Origin of the sequence: Skermanella stibiiresistens SB22, assembly GCF_000576635.1 — a bacterium.
GTDB lineage: Bacteria > Pseudomonadota > Alphaproteobacteria > Azospirillales > Azospirillaceae > Skermanella > Skermanella stibiiresistens.
On record NZ_AVFL01000004.1, the window covers coordinates 48,197 to 63,704 of the forward strand.

The following is a 15,508-nucleotide window of genomic DNA, read 5'->3' on the forward strand; positions in this document are numbered from 1 at the left end:
GAAACATGCGGGCGGAAAAACAAAAAGTCCTGTTCGAGGACGACTGGAACCCAATCAAGGCACCGCCCGATCTCCCTCCCGTGCTGGTGGTCGTCGTGGACGCGGAGGAGGAGTTCGACTGGTCGGCGCCATTCTCGCGCGACCAGCGCAGCGTGCGGTCGATGGCGGCCCAAGGGCCGATGCACCGCATCTTCGAGAAGTACGGCATCACGCCCACATATGTCGTGGATTACCCGGTGGCGAGCCAGCGCGACGGGCTGGAACCGTTGCGCGACCTGCTGAAGGACGGGGCTTGCCTGATCGGGACCCAGCTTCATCCCTGGGTCAACCCACCGTTCGACGAGGAGATCTCCGAACGCAACTCGTTCCCCGGCAACCTGCCGCCGGACCTGGAGCGCGCCAAGCTGGAGGTGCTGACTCGGACGATCGAGGACGGCCTGGGATTGACTCCCCGGATCTACAAGGCCGGCCGCTACGGGCTGGGGCCGCGGACCTTCCGGACGCTGGCCGAACTGGGCTATCAGGTTGATCTCAGCGCCGTTCCCGGAGCCGACCTCCGCGCCCATCATGGCCCCGATTTCCGGCGCGTTCCCTCGCAGCCGCACTGGATCGGCACGCCCGGCCGGTTGCTGGAACTGCCGCTGACACGGGGCTATGTCGGCTTGCTGTCGGACCAGGGGCCGCGGCTGGAGAGCGCGCTCGAATCTCCCCTGGCCCAGACTTGCCGCATTCCCGGCGTGCTGTCGCGCCTGGGGTTGATCGACCGCATCATCCTGACGCCCGAAGGCGTCCCTCCGGCGCAGCACATGGCGCTGGTCCGCGCGATGATTCGACGGGGGCAGCGGATCTTCATGCTGTCGTACCACAGCCCCTCGATGGTACCGGGCAACACGCCCTATGTCCGGACCAAACGCGACCTCAAGGTCTTCATGAACCGGGTCGAGAGCTTCTGCGACCGTTTCTTCGGCGAGTTGGGCGGAGTCACCAGCGACCCCCTGTCGGTGCGCGAGATGCTGAAGCGCCACGCCGGCCTCACCCGGGACGAGCAAGGAGCCCGGGTTCCCGTAGCACATCCGCCCGCCCGGCAATGCTCGCCCAGCGGCTGAGACGGAGCTTCGAAACCACTCCCACCTTTCGCCAGTGGACGCCCGAGCGGGGTTGGGCCATGGTGATCCGAACCAGCGACACGCACCGCATCCAGGGCTTATCCACCATGCGTCCTCTCATCACCGCCGCCTGCCTCCTGACAATCACCTTGGCCGCCGGCGGCTGCGCGATCTTCCCCCAGACGACGTCCGAGGAGGCTTGCGCCGAACTGCCGTCCTCCGTCTGGCCCTGGCAGCCGATCCAGAACGCCCGCATCGACCACCTGCCGGACGCCGGCTCCCCCGGCCTGTTCCCGACCCGCATCATCCAGGTCTCCGGCACGATCGAGCAATCCGCCCAGTTCCGCGAACCAGTCCAAGCCAAGTTCGAATGCGTCTTCCGCGGCAACGAACTGAAGAGCTTCGCCTGGATCGAACCCGCCCAGTTCGTGACGCCCTACACGGACTGATCGCCCTTTCCCCAGGACTCACAGACCGAGGGGGTGCCTCCGAGTTCCCCCCGCAGGATGGCCATTCCCTTATCGCTTGATCGACGCCAGCAGTTCCGCCGCCTCATCGCGCGCCGGGAAGGGTTGGGTGGCCTGGGCCAGTTTCTCCAGGATGTCGCGCGCCTCGTCCTTGGCGCCGGTGGCGTTCAGGGCGTAGGCCAGGTGGTACAGGATCTCCTGGTTGGCCGGAGCTCCCGCCGCGGCTTGGCGCAGCAGGCCGACGGCTTCGTCCGTCTCTCCCGCCAGGGCCAGGATCCAGCCGAGCGTGTCGGCGATTTCCGGGGAGCTGGGCGAAACGGTGTGGGCGCGGCGCGCGATCTGAAGCGCTTCGGGCCGGTCAAGCTCGTGCTTCAGCCAAGCCGCGTTGTTCAGCAGCAACGGATCGTTGGGACGGGCGCGCACCAGCACGTCGTAATGGGCCTCGGCGCGAGTCAGGTCCTTGCTGGCCAGATACGAGTCGGCCAAAACCGCGCGGGCTTGGAGGTCTTCGGGATTGCGCTTGACCCAGTCCTCCAACCCCACCAAAGCTTGATCCACCTGTTTCTGCTGGCGTCGCAGCTCGAACAGTGCCAGGGCCAGCCTGCGGTCGGGCGTGCGCTCCATCGCCTGTTCCACCGACTTCAGGGCCTCCGCCTGCCGATTGGTGCGGACAAGCACGTTGCTGCGCAGCTGCGCCGCCGCCACCGGATCGGCCTGCTGGAGGCCGTCGGCCAGCTTGAGCGCGCCGTCGCCGTCGTTGGCCGCGAGGGCGAGGTCGATCAATCCCAGCGTTGCCGGCGCGTTGGCCGGGTCCTTCGCCTTGATCCCTTCCAGGATCGGTTTCGCCTCGCCGGCATTGCCGGACGCCATCAGGTTCTGGGCCAGGGCGATCTTGGCCTCGACCTCGTCCGGCCGCGCCTTGGAGTAGACGCGGAGAACCTCCGCCGCCTTGGCGGTGTCGCCCGCGGCGCGGTAGATGGCGGCCGACGCCGCCAAGGCTTCCGGCTTGTCGACCGCGCCGATCTGGCGCAACTGCCCCGCCACCTCCAGCATCTTGGGCTTGTCGTCCTGTCGCTCGTAGAGTTCGGCGAGCGCGCGGCGCAGCGTGATCGAGGCCCGTTGGGCCGTGGCGGCGTTCTCCAGCACCGCCACCGCCTCGCCGGCGCGCTGGCCCAAGGTCAGGAATTGCGCCAGCCTCAGGGCCGGCTGCTCCTCGCGCGGGTTTGCGGAAACGGCGTCGCGCAGGCGCTTCTCGACCGCCTCCAGATTGCCCATGCGGACATCCACGGCGTTCAGGTTGCCGACGATCTCCGCCATCGCCGGGTCCATGGCGCGCGCCGTCTCCAGCTTGGACCGGGCCGTTCCCAGATCGCCCTCGGCCATGAAGATGGAGGCGTCCAGGCTGACCAGCAGGGGATTGTCCGGATCGGCCTTCTGGAGCTTCGCCACGGCCTCGTGGGCGCGTTGGAACTCGGCGTTGCGGATGTAATCCAGCACGACCACGACCGCTTGGCGCGTTTCCGGCGGCATCTCCTGCGACGTGTCGTTCGCGGCGGTGAGCAGGCTCAGCACCGAGCGGGCGCGCGACGCCACCTGGCGATCGGAAGACGACGCCAGTTCCCGGTAGACCGCCGTCGCCTGATCGATGTCGCCCAGCCGCATATGGGCCCCGGCCAGCATCTGCCGGGCGATCAGATCGTCCGGGTGGTCCGCGATCAAGGGCTTCAGCACCTCGACGGCGCTCAGCGCGTTGCCGGCGCGCAGTCGGGTCGCCGCCAGCAGCCGGCGGCCGCCGGTATGGTCGGGAACCGTCGTCAGGAAGCGGTTGATCACCGTCTCCGCCTGGGCGTACTGACCAGTGTTGAACTTGATCAGCGCGTTCAGCAGCTGGGCCGGCGTGTAGTCGGCCAGCGCCCCCTCGATCGGTTGGAACGTCGCGCGGGCGGCGTTGGCGTCGCCCCGCATCAGCTGGATCGAGGCCTTCATGTATCTCGCCATGAGGTCCTGGGGCGCCTGGCGCAGCACGCTCGCGACGTCCTTCTCGGCCTCGTCCACGGCGCCCGTCTGGAGCCGGACGCGGGCGCGCGGCAGAAGCACGCGGGGATCGTCGGGGGCTTTGGCGGCGGCCCGGTTCAAGGCCGCCAGCGCGTCATCGGCGCGCTGCTGGACGAAGGCGATCTCGGCAGATAGCAGCAGCGCCTCCAGGTTGTCGGGCTCGGCGGCGAGCACCGCGTCGACATTGGCGGCGGCGTCGTCCATGCGGTTGCGCAACGCCTCGACCCGGGCCAGCCCAAGCTTGGCGTCGGGCGCTTCGGGAGCGCCATCCAGGGCGGTGCGGAACATGGTCTCGGCGTCGTCGAGCTGGCCGGTGCCGATATAGGCTTGGCCGCTGACCACCAGCTTGGCCCGCGTCGCGTCGGGGGTGGCGCCTTGGGGCGAGAGCACGCCGAAGACATCGGAGAAGCGCCGTTGCGCCATCAGCGCCTGGGCCAGCAGCAACTCGATCTCGTCGCCGCGCTGGACGTCGAACACACGCCGCAGCTCCTTCTCCGCCGAGACGGGATCGCCGGTCCGCAGATGGAGCTGCCCCAGCAACTGGCGAGCCTTCAGGTTGTCGCCATCCTGCTGGAGCGCGTTCCGCAATTGGATCTGCGCGGCGCTGGCGTTGCCGCTTTGCAGTTGCCGGACGGCGTCGTCGTAGTAGCCCTGGGAGCGCTGGGTATCGGCGGCCTGGGCCGGCGCGAAGCCGGTGCTCAGGGCCACGAGCGACACGGCTGCCATCAGGCGCCGCAAGCGCCGCGCGGAAGTGGTCGGCCGATGCGTGTTCATCTGGTGCGCCTCCTTAGGACGGCAAATTGACGTTGTGCTGCTTCAGCAGGCTGTAGATGGTCGGGCGGCTGACACCCAGGATCTTGGCGGCCGCCGACAGGTTGCCGGCGGACAAGGCCAGCGCGCTGGACAGCGCCTTCCGTTCGGCCTCGTCACGCGCTTGCTGGAGCGTCGCCGAGACCTCGGCGACCTCGCCACCCGGAACGCTCAGCCCCATGTTGGGAGCCGTGATGCTCTGGCCGTCGGCCAGGATGACCGCCCGCTTGATCCTGTTCTCCAACTCCCGGACATTGCCCATCCAGCGGTGGTGGCGGAGCGCCGCGATGGCGTCCGGGCCGAGCTGGAGCTTGCGGCGGCCATGGTCGGCCGAGAATTTGTCGATCAGGTGGCGGGCGAGCAGGATGCAGTCGTCGTCGCGGTCGCGGAGCGGCGGTATGGTCAGCGCCATCTCCCCAATCCGGTAGAACAGGTCCTCGCGGAACGCGCCGGAGTGGATGTTGGCCTCCAGATCCTGGTGGGTGGCGCAGACGATCCGGACATCCACCGCGATCTGCTCGCGCCCGCCGACCCGCTCGATCACCCGCTCCTGCAGAAAGCGCAGCAGCTTGACCTGGAGGCTCATCGGCATGTCGCCGATCTCGTCCAGGAACAGGGTGCCCTTCTGCGCCAATTCGATCTTACCCTTGACCTGCCGGACCGCTCCGGTGAAGGCGCCGCGCTCGTGGCCGAACAGCTCCGACTCCAGCAGGTTCTCCGGAATGGCGGCGCAGTTGATCGCGACGAACGGCGCGCGGCGGCGCGGGCTGAGATTATGCAGGGCGCGGGCGAATAGTTCCTTGCCGGTGCCGCTCTCGCCCAGCAGCAGGACGCCGATGTCGGTCGGGGCCACCTTCTCGACCGTGCGGCACAGGGCCAGCATGGCGTCGCTGCCGGTCACGATGCCTTGGAAACTGGGATCGCGCGCCTGCTGGAGCCGGCGGTTCTCCGCCTCCAGGTCCGAGACGTTGAAGGCGCGCTTGACGATCAGGCTCAGGACATGGCCGTCGATCGGTTTTTGATAGAAGTCGTAGGCGCCCAGCGCTATGGCTCGGACGGCGTGGGCGCGCTCCTCGTTGCCGGTGACCACGATCACCTTGGTCTCCGGCGCCAGCGCCAGGATCTCGGCCAGCGTCCTCAACCCCTCGACCGCGTCGTCGGGTGCCGGCGGCAGGCCCAGGTCGAGCGTCACGACGGCCGGCCGGTGGGCCTTGACCTGCGCCAGGGCGCTTTCCCGGTCCGAGGCGGTGTGGACCTCACAGTCGTCGAAGGACCATTTCAGCCCGCGCAGGATGGCGGGATCGTCATCGACCAGCAGCAGCGTGCGTGCCGTCATGGGGTCACCTGCTGTTTCAAGGCTGGGGGCCGTTCCAAGGCTGGGGCCAAGGTTGAGGATGGGATCTCCGTCGTGGCGAGCGGCATCAGGACCCGCGCCGTGGTGCCGGCGCCGACCTCGCTCTCGATTTCCAGATGGCCACCCCAGCGCTCGATCAGGTCGCGGGTCTGGTACATGCCGATGCCGTAGCCGGTGTTCTTGGTCGAGGCGAAGGGGCGGAACAGATGGTCGCGGACGAAGGCGTCGGTCATGCCGGGACCGTCGTCGCTGACCTCGACGACCGCGTGGCCGTTCTCCGCGAAACCGGAGATCTTGATCCGTCCGCGCGCGGCGTCGATCGCGTTCTGAACCAGGTTCTCGATCGCCGCCGTGAAGCCCAGACGGTCGACCGCGACCACGACATCGGCGTCGAGCCGGCCCAGCGTCAGGCCGGGCAGGGCAGGCCGGCGCGGCTCGACCACCTCCAGCAGCATCGCCCGCAGGTCTGCGGCCCCGGCGGCGGGGTCGGTCCCGGCCTCGCTCCGCTCCTTCAGCCGATCCAGCAGGGCCCGCATCCGTTCGACGGAGTCGCCGATGGTCGCCAGCGTGTCGCGTTGGAACTCCGGCTTGTCGCCGTGGCGCTCGGCGTGCTGGAGGATCAGGGAGAGCTGGCTGACCATGTTCTTGAGATCGTGGGCGACGAAGCTGAAGGACTGGCCCAGCCGCTCGAAGCGTTGCGCCTCGAACAGCGCGCGGCTGGCCCGCTCCTCGGCGATGTAGCTGCCGATCTGGACGCCCAGGATCTCCAACAGGTCCTCGTCCTCCCAGGTCAGCGCGCGCGGAGCCCGGGGTTCGCTCAGCACGATGGCGCCGACGATCTCGTCGCGCAGCCGCAGCGGCACCAGCAGCCACGGCGCGTCGAGCCGGCGCAGCCAGACCAGCACGGCCTGTTCGGCGGGATCGTCCGACAGGTCGAGCCCATCGCCCCGGTTCAGATCGCCCCGGTTCAGATCACGCAGGTTCAGCACGACCCGGCGCTCGCCCAGCCGCTCCGCCAAGGCGTTGGGCAGGGCCAGCATGCCGGCCGCTCCGGACCAGTTGTGGCGTCCGGCCATGGCGTAGATGTTGCCCCGCCCGCGCAGGAACAGGGCGCCGCTGCTGCACTCGAACACATCGGCCATGGCGCGCACCGCACGCTCGTGCAGGCCCGTCCGCGACGCGCTGTCCGACAGCGTGCGGATGAAGCGCAACCACTCCCGCCGGTAGTCATAGGTGAAGGTGAAGAAGTTGCGGGCGATGACCATGCGGGCACGGGCGCGCAGCTCTCCCGACAGCAGGAGCACGGCCAGCACCATGACGGCGCCCATGAAGAACAGCATCTGGACCAGCGGCCCCAGCGTCATGCTGGTTTCGCGCAGGAGATAGCCGATCGCGGCGACGCCCAGCAGGTAGACGCCGCTGCCGACCAAGGCGGTCGTGTGGAGCACCGTCTCGCGCGAGATCGTCACATCGAACGACAGCGTCCGGATGCGGGCGGCGGAGACCAGCAGGAACGGCACCGCCAGGACCTGCACCAGGGGGCGGGCGGTCAGCGCCATGCCGTCGGTCCGGCCGAGCAGCAAGGCGCCGCTGTACAGGAACAGGTCGAAGGCGAACAGCCCGCCCAGCCCGATCAGCAGATGCTTGAAAGTCCAGCGGGCGCTGTCGCGGGTGAGCAGGAACAGGTTCTCGACCAGCAGCAGTCCGAGCACGGCCAAGGCCAGCCCAGCCAGCGGCGCGACGTCGATGAGGCGGTTGAGCGGCAGCGGGATCACGGCGTCGGCCAGCGCCACGGCGGCGACCAGCGCCACGACGGCCGCCAGCGGCTGCCGCCAGAAGCGGCTGGCGCGGCCGTGGGTCACCTCGCTCAGCACGACCAGCAGGAACAGCGGCCAGGCGGCGGCGCGAAGCACCAGCAGCGCTTCCGGAACCGCCGCCGGCAGGGGTGTCACGACGCGGGCGAAGACCTCGGCGCCGGCCCAGGCCGATGTCAGCAGCGTGGCGGCCATCAGCGTCACGCCATGGGCTCCGCCCGGGCCGGAATGGGCTCCGCCCGGGCCGGAATGGCTTCCGCCACGGCGCCAGGTTCCCGCCAGCAGAGCCGTCAGGATCAGATATGTGACCGCGGCGACCCCATGAGTGGCCGCGCCGATCATCGTCTGGTCGAGCTGCATTCTCTGTCCGCGCTACGGGGAACGCGACACTAGCGCCAGGGGCGGCCCACGTCTCCGGAGCCAATCGGCTAACCCGAATGTGTCAGCGGAATTGACGCCTCGGAAAAGCCGTCCTCCAGGGGAACCGCAAGGTTTCCAACACTCTCGCCGACCGCGTGTCAGCTTTTCTTACGCCCCCGCGGGTGTCGGGTCCTGATTGCGCGTCACGGCGGACAGGGTCCTGTACAGGGTTTCCGGCGAAATCGCCTTGGCGATCATGCCGTAGCCGGCCAGCGCTATCTCGCGCTCCCGCACCGCAGTGTTCTCCTCGGTCAGGATCACGCCGCGCGCGGGGCTCTTGAAGACGTGCGCGACCATGCCGGTCAGCTTGTGCATCGCGAGGATGCCATTCGCGGTCCCGCCCAGCCGGAAATCCGCCAGGATGACGTCCGGTTGGAACGATCCGGAGGCGAGCAGGCTTTCGGCTTCGGCGACGCCCCGCGCCGACCGGACGGTGCCGCCCCATTCCTCGACCAGCAGCCGGACGGCGTTCAACGCGGTGGCGTCGGCGTCGACCACCAGCACCCGGAGGCCGGCCAGTGGCTGCGTCGTGACCGAAAGCTCGCCGTGGGGCGGGGACGCCGCGCGGTCGCTGAGGGGGATCTTGATCGTGAAGCAGGAGCCGCGGTGCGGCGTGGTGGTGACCTCGACCGTGTGCCCCAACCGTTCCGCCAACCGCTTGACGACCGACAGTCCCAGGCCGTAGCCGCCGGGATACTCCTGGACGCTGCGGGAACTGCGGAAGAAGTCCTGCCAGATCAGGCCCAACTCCTCCGCCGCGATGCCGCGTCCGGTGTCCAGCACATGGACGCGCAGCCAGTTGCCCTGGCGCCGGCATCCGACCACGACCCTGCCTTCGACCGTATAGCGGAGCGCGTTGCACACCAGGTTCTTCAGCATGGTGTCGAGCAAGGCGGGGTCGGTGCGGATGGTCGCGGAGCAGGGGTGCAGCGTGAAGCCCAAACCCTTGCGTTCCGCCATTGGGCTGAACTCGTTGGCGAGACGGACCAGCGAGCTGTTGACGCCATGGTCGACGAAACGTGGCTGAACCTGCCCGGTGTCGACCTGGTCGAAGTAGAGCTGGTTGTCCACCAAGCTTTGCATCGACTCCACGGCCCGGACCATGGCCGACAGCAAATCGCGCGAGATTGGGTCCCGCAGGCGCTTCGCCAGGGAGTTGGACAGGAACGAGACGGCGCTCAGGGGACGCCGCAGGTCGTGGTTGGCGGAGGCGGCCATCCGGGTCCGCACCCGCGTCATGACCTCGGACAAGTCCTCCGCCGAGGTGTCCCCGCCGTCGCCGTCCTGCTCACTCGGCGAGGCATCGGCCAGCATCGTGTTGACCCCCTGCCAATTGACGATGACACCGCGCTCGTCGGTCAGGGGCTCCGCGCGGATCAGGAAACGCCGGTCCGACCCGTCCGCCGCCAGCAGCCTGGTCTCCGTCCGGAGAGCGCTTCTGGTGCGGCAAGCGTCCCGCCAGACGTTCAGGAAGTCGCCGAGGTCGTCGGGATGGACGAGGTGCCGCCAGCCATGGCCCAGCATCTCCGTCGACGAGCGGCCGGCGAACCGGCGCCAGCAGCCGTTGGCATAGTCCAACCCGCCATCGGGACGCGCGATCCAGACATGTGTCGACCCTTGGGTCGACCTACGGGTCGGCCCATCGGTCGAGACGGGGGCCGACGGCTCGCCGGCGTTGGCGTTCCCAAACTGGTCGGTTGAGTCGGCGTTCATGGCTTTGGACCGCTCGCTCGCGTGGGGTTACTTCGATTGGAGCCGAGGCTTTGGCATCGTTTGCCCCATGTTCAGCTCCGCCTCGTGCTCGATCATCCAGAGCGCGCCCTGGATGCGGTTCTTGACGTTCATCTTGCGGAAGGCGTTGTTGATGTGCAGTCGGACGGTGATGTCCGCGATGCCCAGGACCCGCGCGATCTGCTTGTTGCTGTAACCCAGCTTGACGTGGCCCATGACCTCGAGCTCCTTGGCGGTCAGCGCGCGGCGGCGCTCCGCCAGACCGGGGGTCAGCTCATGCGGGGTCTTCTCGACCAGCAGGCCCGCCAACTGGGCGGGGAAAACCTTCTCGCCCAGGATCACCAGCATGATCGATTCGAACAGCGCGTCGGGCGAGATCGACTTGACCAGATAGCCCATCGCCCCGGCCTCGAAAGCGGCTCCCAGCGAGTCCAGCGAGAAATGGTCGGCCAGCACGACGATCGGCTTGGCGGCGTTGGCGGATTTCAGCGCCTTGACGCTGGTCACGATGGTTTCCCCGGTGCCGCCGCCGAGGATGATGATGTCGCAACCGGCGAGACCGCGCTGGTCGCCGATCGCCAAGGCGGGATCGCCATGGGATCCGACCAAGGTGAACGCGTCGGGCGGCGCGATGTCGATGAGCCGACGGCGATAGGCCTCGCTGTCGTCGATATGCAGGATGTTGATCATCGCGGTGTCATTCTTTTGCGTTAATTCGTTCGCGATCGGCCGTTCCCAAGTTCTCCATCGACCTTGGTGGCAAATCGAAACGTTGGGTTCCCGACTTGCTGTCAGGTTATAGCGGTTCCAAGTTTCGCGGAAGTCGTCCGATGCGCCTAAGCTGAACTCGTAAAGGCATCACGAATTCTGTATCATCATAACTCAAAAGTACGTGAATTTTAGGATCGGGATGTTTTAATCCGTTTCCGTAATGCCTTTAGATCGCCGCGGAAGCCCTATGGGTTCCAGGGCTGGCGCTCAGGTGAGCATGCCGTCGGCGGTGCCCGTGATGAAGACGGCCAGGATCATGTCCAGCACGACCACGCCGGCGGCGGTGCCGCCGCCGACTTCCAGCGTCGTCCGGGCGATGAACCACTGATAGATCAATACCAGCAGCGTTACTACCAGGACTAGTCCCTCACCCAGGCTCTCCGGTACCAGTCCGGAATCCGCGATGGCGACCACGGGCAGGTAGACGCCCATCTGGATGATGGCCGACCAGTTGTAGGCGGCGAGAAAATCGAAATAGCGGCCCGATCGGTCGAGCAAGTCGCTGATGTGGAACATCACCAGCGGGAAAGCGGTCCAGCTGATGACATAGGCCAACCCCTCGACGGTGACGAACCGGAACGCGGAGACCTGCGGCAGCACGTCCCACAGCCGCAGGACGACCAGCAGGGCATAGGCCGGCAGGACGATCAGCCCGGCGACGAAGGACCGGAGCGCGCCTTCCGGGGAGCGGTCGAGATAGCTGAGGCCGGAGCGGTCGAGCATCGCCAACCGATAGGCGCCGAAGATCGAATAGACAGCTTCCCGTGCCGTCAGCGTCATGCCGCGGTGCCTCCGGTGGGTGCGAAGAAGCCGTCGATGACGGCTTCGTAGATGTCGGTCAGGCGTTCCACGTCGGCCACGGCGACATGCTCGTCCACCTTGTGCATCGTCTGTCCGACGATGCCGAACTCGACGACGGGGCAATGCGCTTTGATGAAGCGGGCGTCCGACGTGCCGCCCGTCGTGCTCAACTCCGGCCGATGCCCGGTCACCCGCTCCACCGCGTCGGCGACTAGCGCGCTGAGGGCGCCGGGCGGCGTCAGGAAGCTCTCGCCGCTGACCCGGAACTTGAGATCGTAGGGGCCACCGACCGTGTCGCAGGTCCGCTTGATCCAATCCTTCAACCGGTCCGAGGTGTGCTCGTCGTTGAAGCGGATGTTGAAGCTGGCGGTTCCCTTGGCCGGGATGACGTTGTCGGCCGGGTTGCCGACATCGATGGTGGTGATCGCCAGGGTGGAGGGCTGGAAATGGGCGTTACCCTGGTCCAGCGGCTCCGCCGTCAGGGCGGCCAGCATCCGCACCAGGCGCGGCAGGGGATTGTCGGCCAAGTGGGGATAGGCCACGTGGCCCTGGGTGCCGTGGACGGTCAGATGGCCGGTGATGCTGCCCCGGCGGCCGACCTTGATCATCTCGCCCAGGTAATTGGGGTTGGTCGGCTCGCCCACGACGCAGGCGTCCAGCGTCTCGCCCTTCTCCACCAGCCAGTCCAGCACCTTGCGGGTGCCGTTTATGGCGGGACCCTCCTCGTCGCCGGTGATCAGCAGACTGATCGATCCGGCGGGCGCGCCCTTCGCCGCGATCCTGCGGGCGGCGGCGGCCACGAAGGCGGCGATGGCGGCCTTCATGTCGGAGGTACCCCGGCCATGGAGCTTGCCGTCGATGATATCTCCGGCGAAGGGATCCGCCGTCCAATCCCGGGGATCGCCGGGAGGCACCACGTCGGTGTGTCCGGCGAAGCAGAGGTTCGGGCCGGCACCGCCAAGGCGCGCGTAGAGATTGTCGATCGGCGGCGTGCCGTCCTCATCGAAACGCAGGCGGTGGCAGGTGAAGCCCAGCGGCTCCAGCGCGCCGACCAGGACGTCGAGCGCCCCGGCGTCGGCCGGCGTGACGCTGGGGCACCGCACCAGCGCCCGCGTCAGCGCGACGGGGTCGGACGGGCTCGGCGTCATCAGGCGCGCAGCAGTTCGTTGATCGAGGTCTTGGAGCGGGTCCTTTCGTCGACCTGCTTTACGATCACGGCGCAGTACAGGCTGGGGCCGGGGGTGCCGTCGGGGAAAGGCTTGCCTGGCATGGTGCCCGAGACGACGACGGAATAGGGCGGCACGCGGCCGTACAGGATCTCGCCGGTGTCGCGGTTGACGATCCGGGTCGAGGCGCCGAGATAGACGCCCATCGACAGGACGGAGCCGGTCTCGACCCGCACGCCTTCGGCCACCTCGGCGCGGGCGCCGATGAAGCAGTTGTCCTCGATGATCACCGGATCGGCCTGCAACGGCTCCAGCACGCCGCCGATGCCGGCGCCGCCCGAGATGTGGCAGTTCTTGCCGATTTGGGCGCAGGAGCCGACGGTGGCCCAGGTGTCGATCATGGTGCCGCTATCGACATGGGCTCCGATGTTGACGAAGCTCGGCATCAGCACGACGCCGGGGGCGATGTGGGCGGAGCGCCGGACAACGCAGTTCGGGACGGCTCGGAAGCCCGCGGCGCGGAACCGCGCGTCGTCCCAGCCGGCGAACTTGGATGGCACCTTGTCGAACCACGGGGACGCGCCCAGGACGGGATCGGTCGGACCGCCGGGGATCGTGGTCATGTCGTTGAGGCGGAACGACAGCAGCACCGCCTTCTTGAGCCATTGGTTGACCCGCCAGCCGTCTTCCGACCGCTCCGCCACCCGCAAGCGCCCCTCGTCGAGGCCGGTCAGCGCCGTCTCGACGGCATCGCGGACCTCGCCTTTGGTGCCGGTGTTGAGCTGGTCGCGGCTTTCCCAGGCGGATTCGATGACGGTCTGCAGTTGGGTGGTGTCGGCGGGGGTCATGGCGGGCTTCGATCCGGCGCTATATCAAGGAAACCGGAACATGGTTCACCGGCGAAGCCCGTGTCAACCGCAGACCGTTTCCACGGCCGCCATGATGGGATTACAGCAGCCAGATCCCGTCGTCTATCTGACCCGCCAGATGGATCTGGTGCTCCCGCGACTCCGAGAAATCCAGCACGACCGAGGCGCGGCCGACCCCGGCGTCCAAGGCTCCCTTCCAAGCGGCGAACCCTCCCGGATCCGCTTCGCGATCCAACACGTTGAGATAGAGCTGTCTGACGAATCCGGCGTTGTCGAGCGTGCCATACGCCTCTTGGAATTCGGCCGAGTTGGTGAAGCCCTCCGCCACCTGTTGATATGCCAACCCGGACTGCACGGCGCCCTTCCAGGCCCCCAAACCGCCAGGGTCGGGCAGCCGGTCGAACACGCTGTCGTAGAGCCGCGCGATGGTGGCGGCCTGATCGTCACGCAGCCACAAGCCATTGTCCGTTGTGACGCCGCTCCTCTGGACGTTCTCGGGGGACTCGGAGAAGCCCACAAGGGCCTCGGCACGGGTCATGCCGGCGTTCAACGCCCCTTGCCATGCCGCCAAGCCGGGCGCGTCCGGCGCGCGGTCCAGGACGTTCTGGTACAGCAGCGTGACGAAGCCCCCATTATCCAGGTCGCCGTATCGTTGCTGGAACTCGGCCGATGTCGTGAAACCGTTGGCCACCTGCTGGAGCGTCTGGCTGTTGGAGGTCAGCGCGTTGGTCCAGGCCTTCAGCCCGTCCATGTCGGGCGCCCGGTCCAGCGCGGCGTCGTAGAGCCTGTGGACTTGGGCCGCGGGATGGGTGGCGTCGGCGATGTATTGCCCATCCAGGAAAACGAAGCTCTCGATGTTGGTGGCCGTGTCGGTTCCGTCCGGTCCGGTCACCGTGTCAGCGGCGCCGGGGGAGATCGAGATCGCGGTATACTGGCGGGCGCTCGACCACACGGCGGTATCGAATCCGGGACCGCCATCGATCGTGTCGTCTCCGGCGCCGGGAGTGATCACGTCGTTGCCCGTCAGTCCATTGATGGTCTCGTTGCCACCGTTGCTGGCACTGGGAAAAGCCGGGCCCGGCCACTGATCGTTGCCGTCGGTCAAGTTCCTGACATCCGGGTCGTCGTCGGTGACCGTCCCGGTGGCGGCGCCGGCGTCGACCACCACCGCGGCTCCCGAAGGATTGGACAACGTCACCACGAACGTTTCATTGCCTTCGTGAACACTGTCCCCGGCGACGACGATGTCGATCGTTTTGCTGTTCTCGCCGGGAGCGAAGGTCAGCGTGCCTTGAAGAGAAGTTCCCGCCACGAAATCACTCGCGTCGACCGGAGCGGTCCCGGTCGGTACGATCGAGTAGTCCACCGTGGTGGTGTTGGCGTTGATGGCGTCGCTGGCGCCGCCACGCAGCGCCGTGAAAGTGTAAGTGGTCGTGGTGCCCTCGGTGCCCTCCGCGAGGGTCAACTCCCCCGCCGACATGGCCAGAAGTTCCTGACCACTGTCGAGGATTGGGAAGAAGGCTATGTGGAAGCTATCGTTGACCCCGGTGTTCTCCCCCTGATGGAGGGTCATCGACGCGCCGTTGATCGTCTGGCCATTCTGGATCGTCCCGGAAGCCTGGATCTGTCCGGGTGCCGAGTAAGTCGGAATTTCCGGGGAAGTGGTGCCAACCGGTCCGAAATTGGCCGGTGTCACGAAATCCTGGAGCAGCACCCTGCTTTCGAGGGGAGCGAAGGTATTTTCCTCGACGCCATGGAAATGCGCGTAGTTGGTGGGATGTGGACTGCCAACATCAGGCGTGGCGGGCGGGGATTCATTGGCGTTGTAAAGGACGAAACCATCCACTGGAACACCAAGGTCATTGGTGAACTGGAACCGGAAATCCGAGAACCTGAATCCGTTCCCGTTCGCGGCGTCTCCGGCCGGCTCCGTGAACACGATATCGGTGATGCCATGGGCGGCGCCGCCAAAGATGGCCGTCGGCGTATAATCGACACTGATCTGAAAAACCTGCGATCCCTGAACTGGCGCCGTGACCGTCACATGGTCTGGAGCCACGACCGTCCAAGTTCCGCTGCCCACAGTCACATTCGTGGTCGTACTCACAGGTCGTCTCCATGAGTTGATGGTCGATCGAAGTCAT

General features: G+C 67.3%; 11 protein-coding genes. 2 read left to right on the forward strand and 9 right to left on the reverse strand.

Translation table 11 applies throughout. The features are described from left to right. The first annotated feature begins 5 nt into the window (after positions 1-5). Both N825_RS06950 and N825_RS06955 read left to right on the forward strand, forming a co-directional pair. Complete coding sequence (locus tag N825_RS06950) at positions 6-1,106, forward strand: polysaccharide deacetylase family protein (protein ID WP_051511670.1); 1,101 nt, start codon at positions 6-8, stop codon at positions 1,104-1,106. 107 nt (positions 1,107-1,213) lie between these two features. Beyond that, complete coding sequence (locus tag N825_RS06955; protein WP_198038215.1) at positions 1,214-1,555, forward strand: hypothetical protein; 342 nt, start codon at positions 1,214-1,216, stop codon at positions 1,553-1,555. A gap of 69 nt (positions 1,556-1,624) precedes the next feature. Here N825_RS06955 and prsT read toward each other — a convergent pair whose 3' ends face one another. From prsT to N825_RS07000, 9 genes are all read right to left on the reverse strand, one after another. Beyond that, positions 1,625-4,402, reverse strand: coding sequence for an XrtA/PEP-CTERM system TPR-repeat protein PrsT (prsT, locus tag N825_RS06960; protein ID WP_037448928.1), 2,778 nt, complete (start codon positions 4,400-4,402; stop codon positions 1,625-1,627). 13 nt (positions 4,403-4,415) lie between these two features. Then, a complete protein-coding gene (gene prsR / locus N825_RS06965) occupies positions 4,416-5,774 on the reverse strand; it encodes a PEP-CTERM-box response regulator transcription factor (RefSeq protein ID WP_037448931.1) in 1,359 nt (452 codons plus the stop codon). After that, positions 5,771-7,966 carry an XrtA/PEP-CTERM system histidine kinase PrsK gene (gene prsK, locus N825_RS06970; protein ID WP_037448934.1) on the reverse strand — a complete coding sequence of 732 codons (2,196 nt, stop codon included), beginning with the start codon at positions 7,964-7,966 and terminating at the stop codon, positions 5,771-5,773. The genes prsR and prsK overlap by 4 nt, the downstream gene beginning before the upstream one ends. Positions 7,967-8,134: 168 nt before the next feature. Next, positions 8,135-9,739 carry a PAS domain-containing hybrid sensor histidine kinase/response regulator gene (locus tag N825_RS06975; RefSeq protein WP_037448938.1) on the reverse strand — a complete coding sequence of 535 codons (1,605 nt, stop codon included), beginning with the start codon at positions 9,737-9,739 and terminating at the stop codon, positions 8,135-8,137. A 27-nt stretch (positions 9,740-9,766) separates the two neighbouring features. Next, positions 9,767-10,447: a LuxR C-terminal-related transcriptional regulator gene (locus N825_RS06980; RefSeq protein ID WP_037448942.1), complete on the reverse strand. Its 681-nt coding sequence runs from the start codon at positions 10,445-10,447 to the stop codon at positions 9,767-9,769. 288 nt (positions 10,448-10,735) lie between these two features. Next, positions 10,736-11,308 carry a hypothetical protein gene (locus N825_RS06985; RefSeq protein ID WP_037448945.1) on the reverse strand — a complete coding sequence of 191 codons (573 nt, stop codon included), beginning with the start codon at positions 11,306-11,308 and terminating at the stop codon, positions 10,736-10,738. Beyond that, positions 11,305-12,477 (reverse strand): succinyl-diaminopimelate desuccinylase, encoded by a 1,173-nt coding sequence (dapE, locus tag N825_RS06990; protein ID WP_037448948.1) that lies wholly within the window; start codon positions 12,475-12,477, stop codon positions 11,305-11,307. Before dapE ends, N825_RS06985 begins: the two co-directional genes overlap by 4 nt. Next, a complete protein-coding gene (gene dapD / locus N825_RS06995; protein ID WP_037448951.1) occupies positions 12,477-13,343 on the reverse strand; it encodes a 2,3,4,5-tetrahydropyridine-2,6-dicarboxylate N-succinyltransferase in 867 nt (288 codons plus the stop codon). The genes dapE and dapD overlap by 1 nt, the downstream gene beginning before the upstream one ends. A 100-nt stretch (positions 13,344-13,443) precedes the next feature. Further along, a complete protein-coding gene (locus tag N825_RS07000) occupies positions 13,444-15,423 on the reverse strand; it encodes a DUF4214 domain-containing protein (RefSeq protein WP_157619026.1) in 1,980 nt (659 codons plus the stop codon). Positions 15,424-15,508 lie beyond the last annotated feature (85 nt).

Coding starts and splice junctions, on each gene's coding strand:
- N825_RS06980 (WP_037448942.1), bottom strand. CDS start 10,447: ATGATCAACATCCTGCATATCGACGACAGCGAGGCCTATCGCCGTCGG.
- N825_RS06950 (WP_051511670.1), top strand. CDS start 6: ATGCGGGCGGAAAAACAAAAAGTCCTGTTCGAGGACGACTGGAACCCA.
- N825_RS06955 (WP_198038215.1), top strand. CDS start 1,214: ATGCGTCCTCTCATCACCGCCGCCTGCCTCCTGACAATCACCTTGGCC.
- prsT (WP_037448928.1), bottom strand. CDS start 4,402: ATGAACACGCATCGGCCGACCACTTCCGCGCGGCGCTTGCGGCGCCTG.
- N825_RS06985 (WP_037448945.1), bottom strand. CDS start 11,308: ATGACGCTGACGGCACGGGAAGCTGTCTATTCGATCTTCGGCGCCTAT.
- prsK (WP_037448934.1), bottom strand. CDS start 7,966: ATGCAGCTCGACCAGACGATGATCGGCGCGGCCACTCATGGGGTCGCC.
- N825_RS06975 (WP_037448938.1), bottom strand. CDS start 9,739: ATGAACGCCGACTCAACCGACCAGTTTGGGAACGCCAACGCCGGCGAG.
- dapE (WP_037448948.1), bottom strand. CDS start 12,477: ATGACGCCGAGCCCGTCCGACCCCGTCGCGCTGACGCGGGCGCTGGTG.
- prsR (WP_037448931.1), bottom strand. CDS start 5,774: ATGACGGCACGCACGCTGCTGCTGGTCGATGACGATCCCGCCATCCTG.
- dapD (WP_037448951.1), bottom strand. CDS start 13,343: ATGACCCCCGCCGACACCACCCAACTGCAGACCGTCATCGAATCCGCC.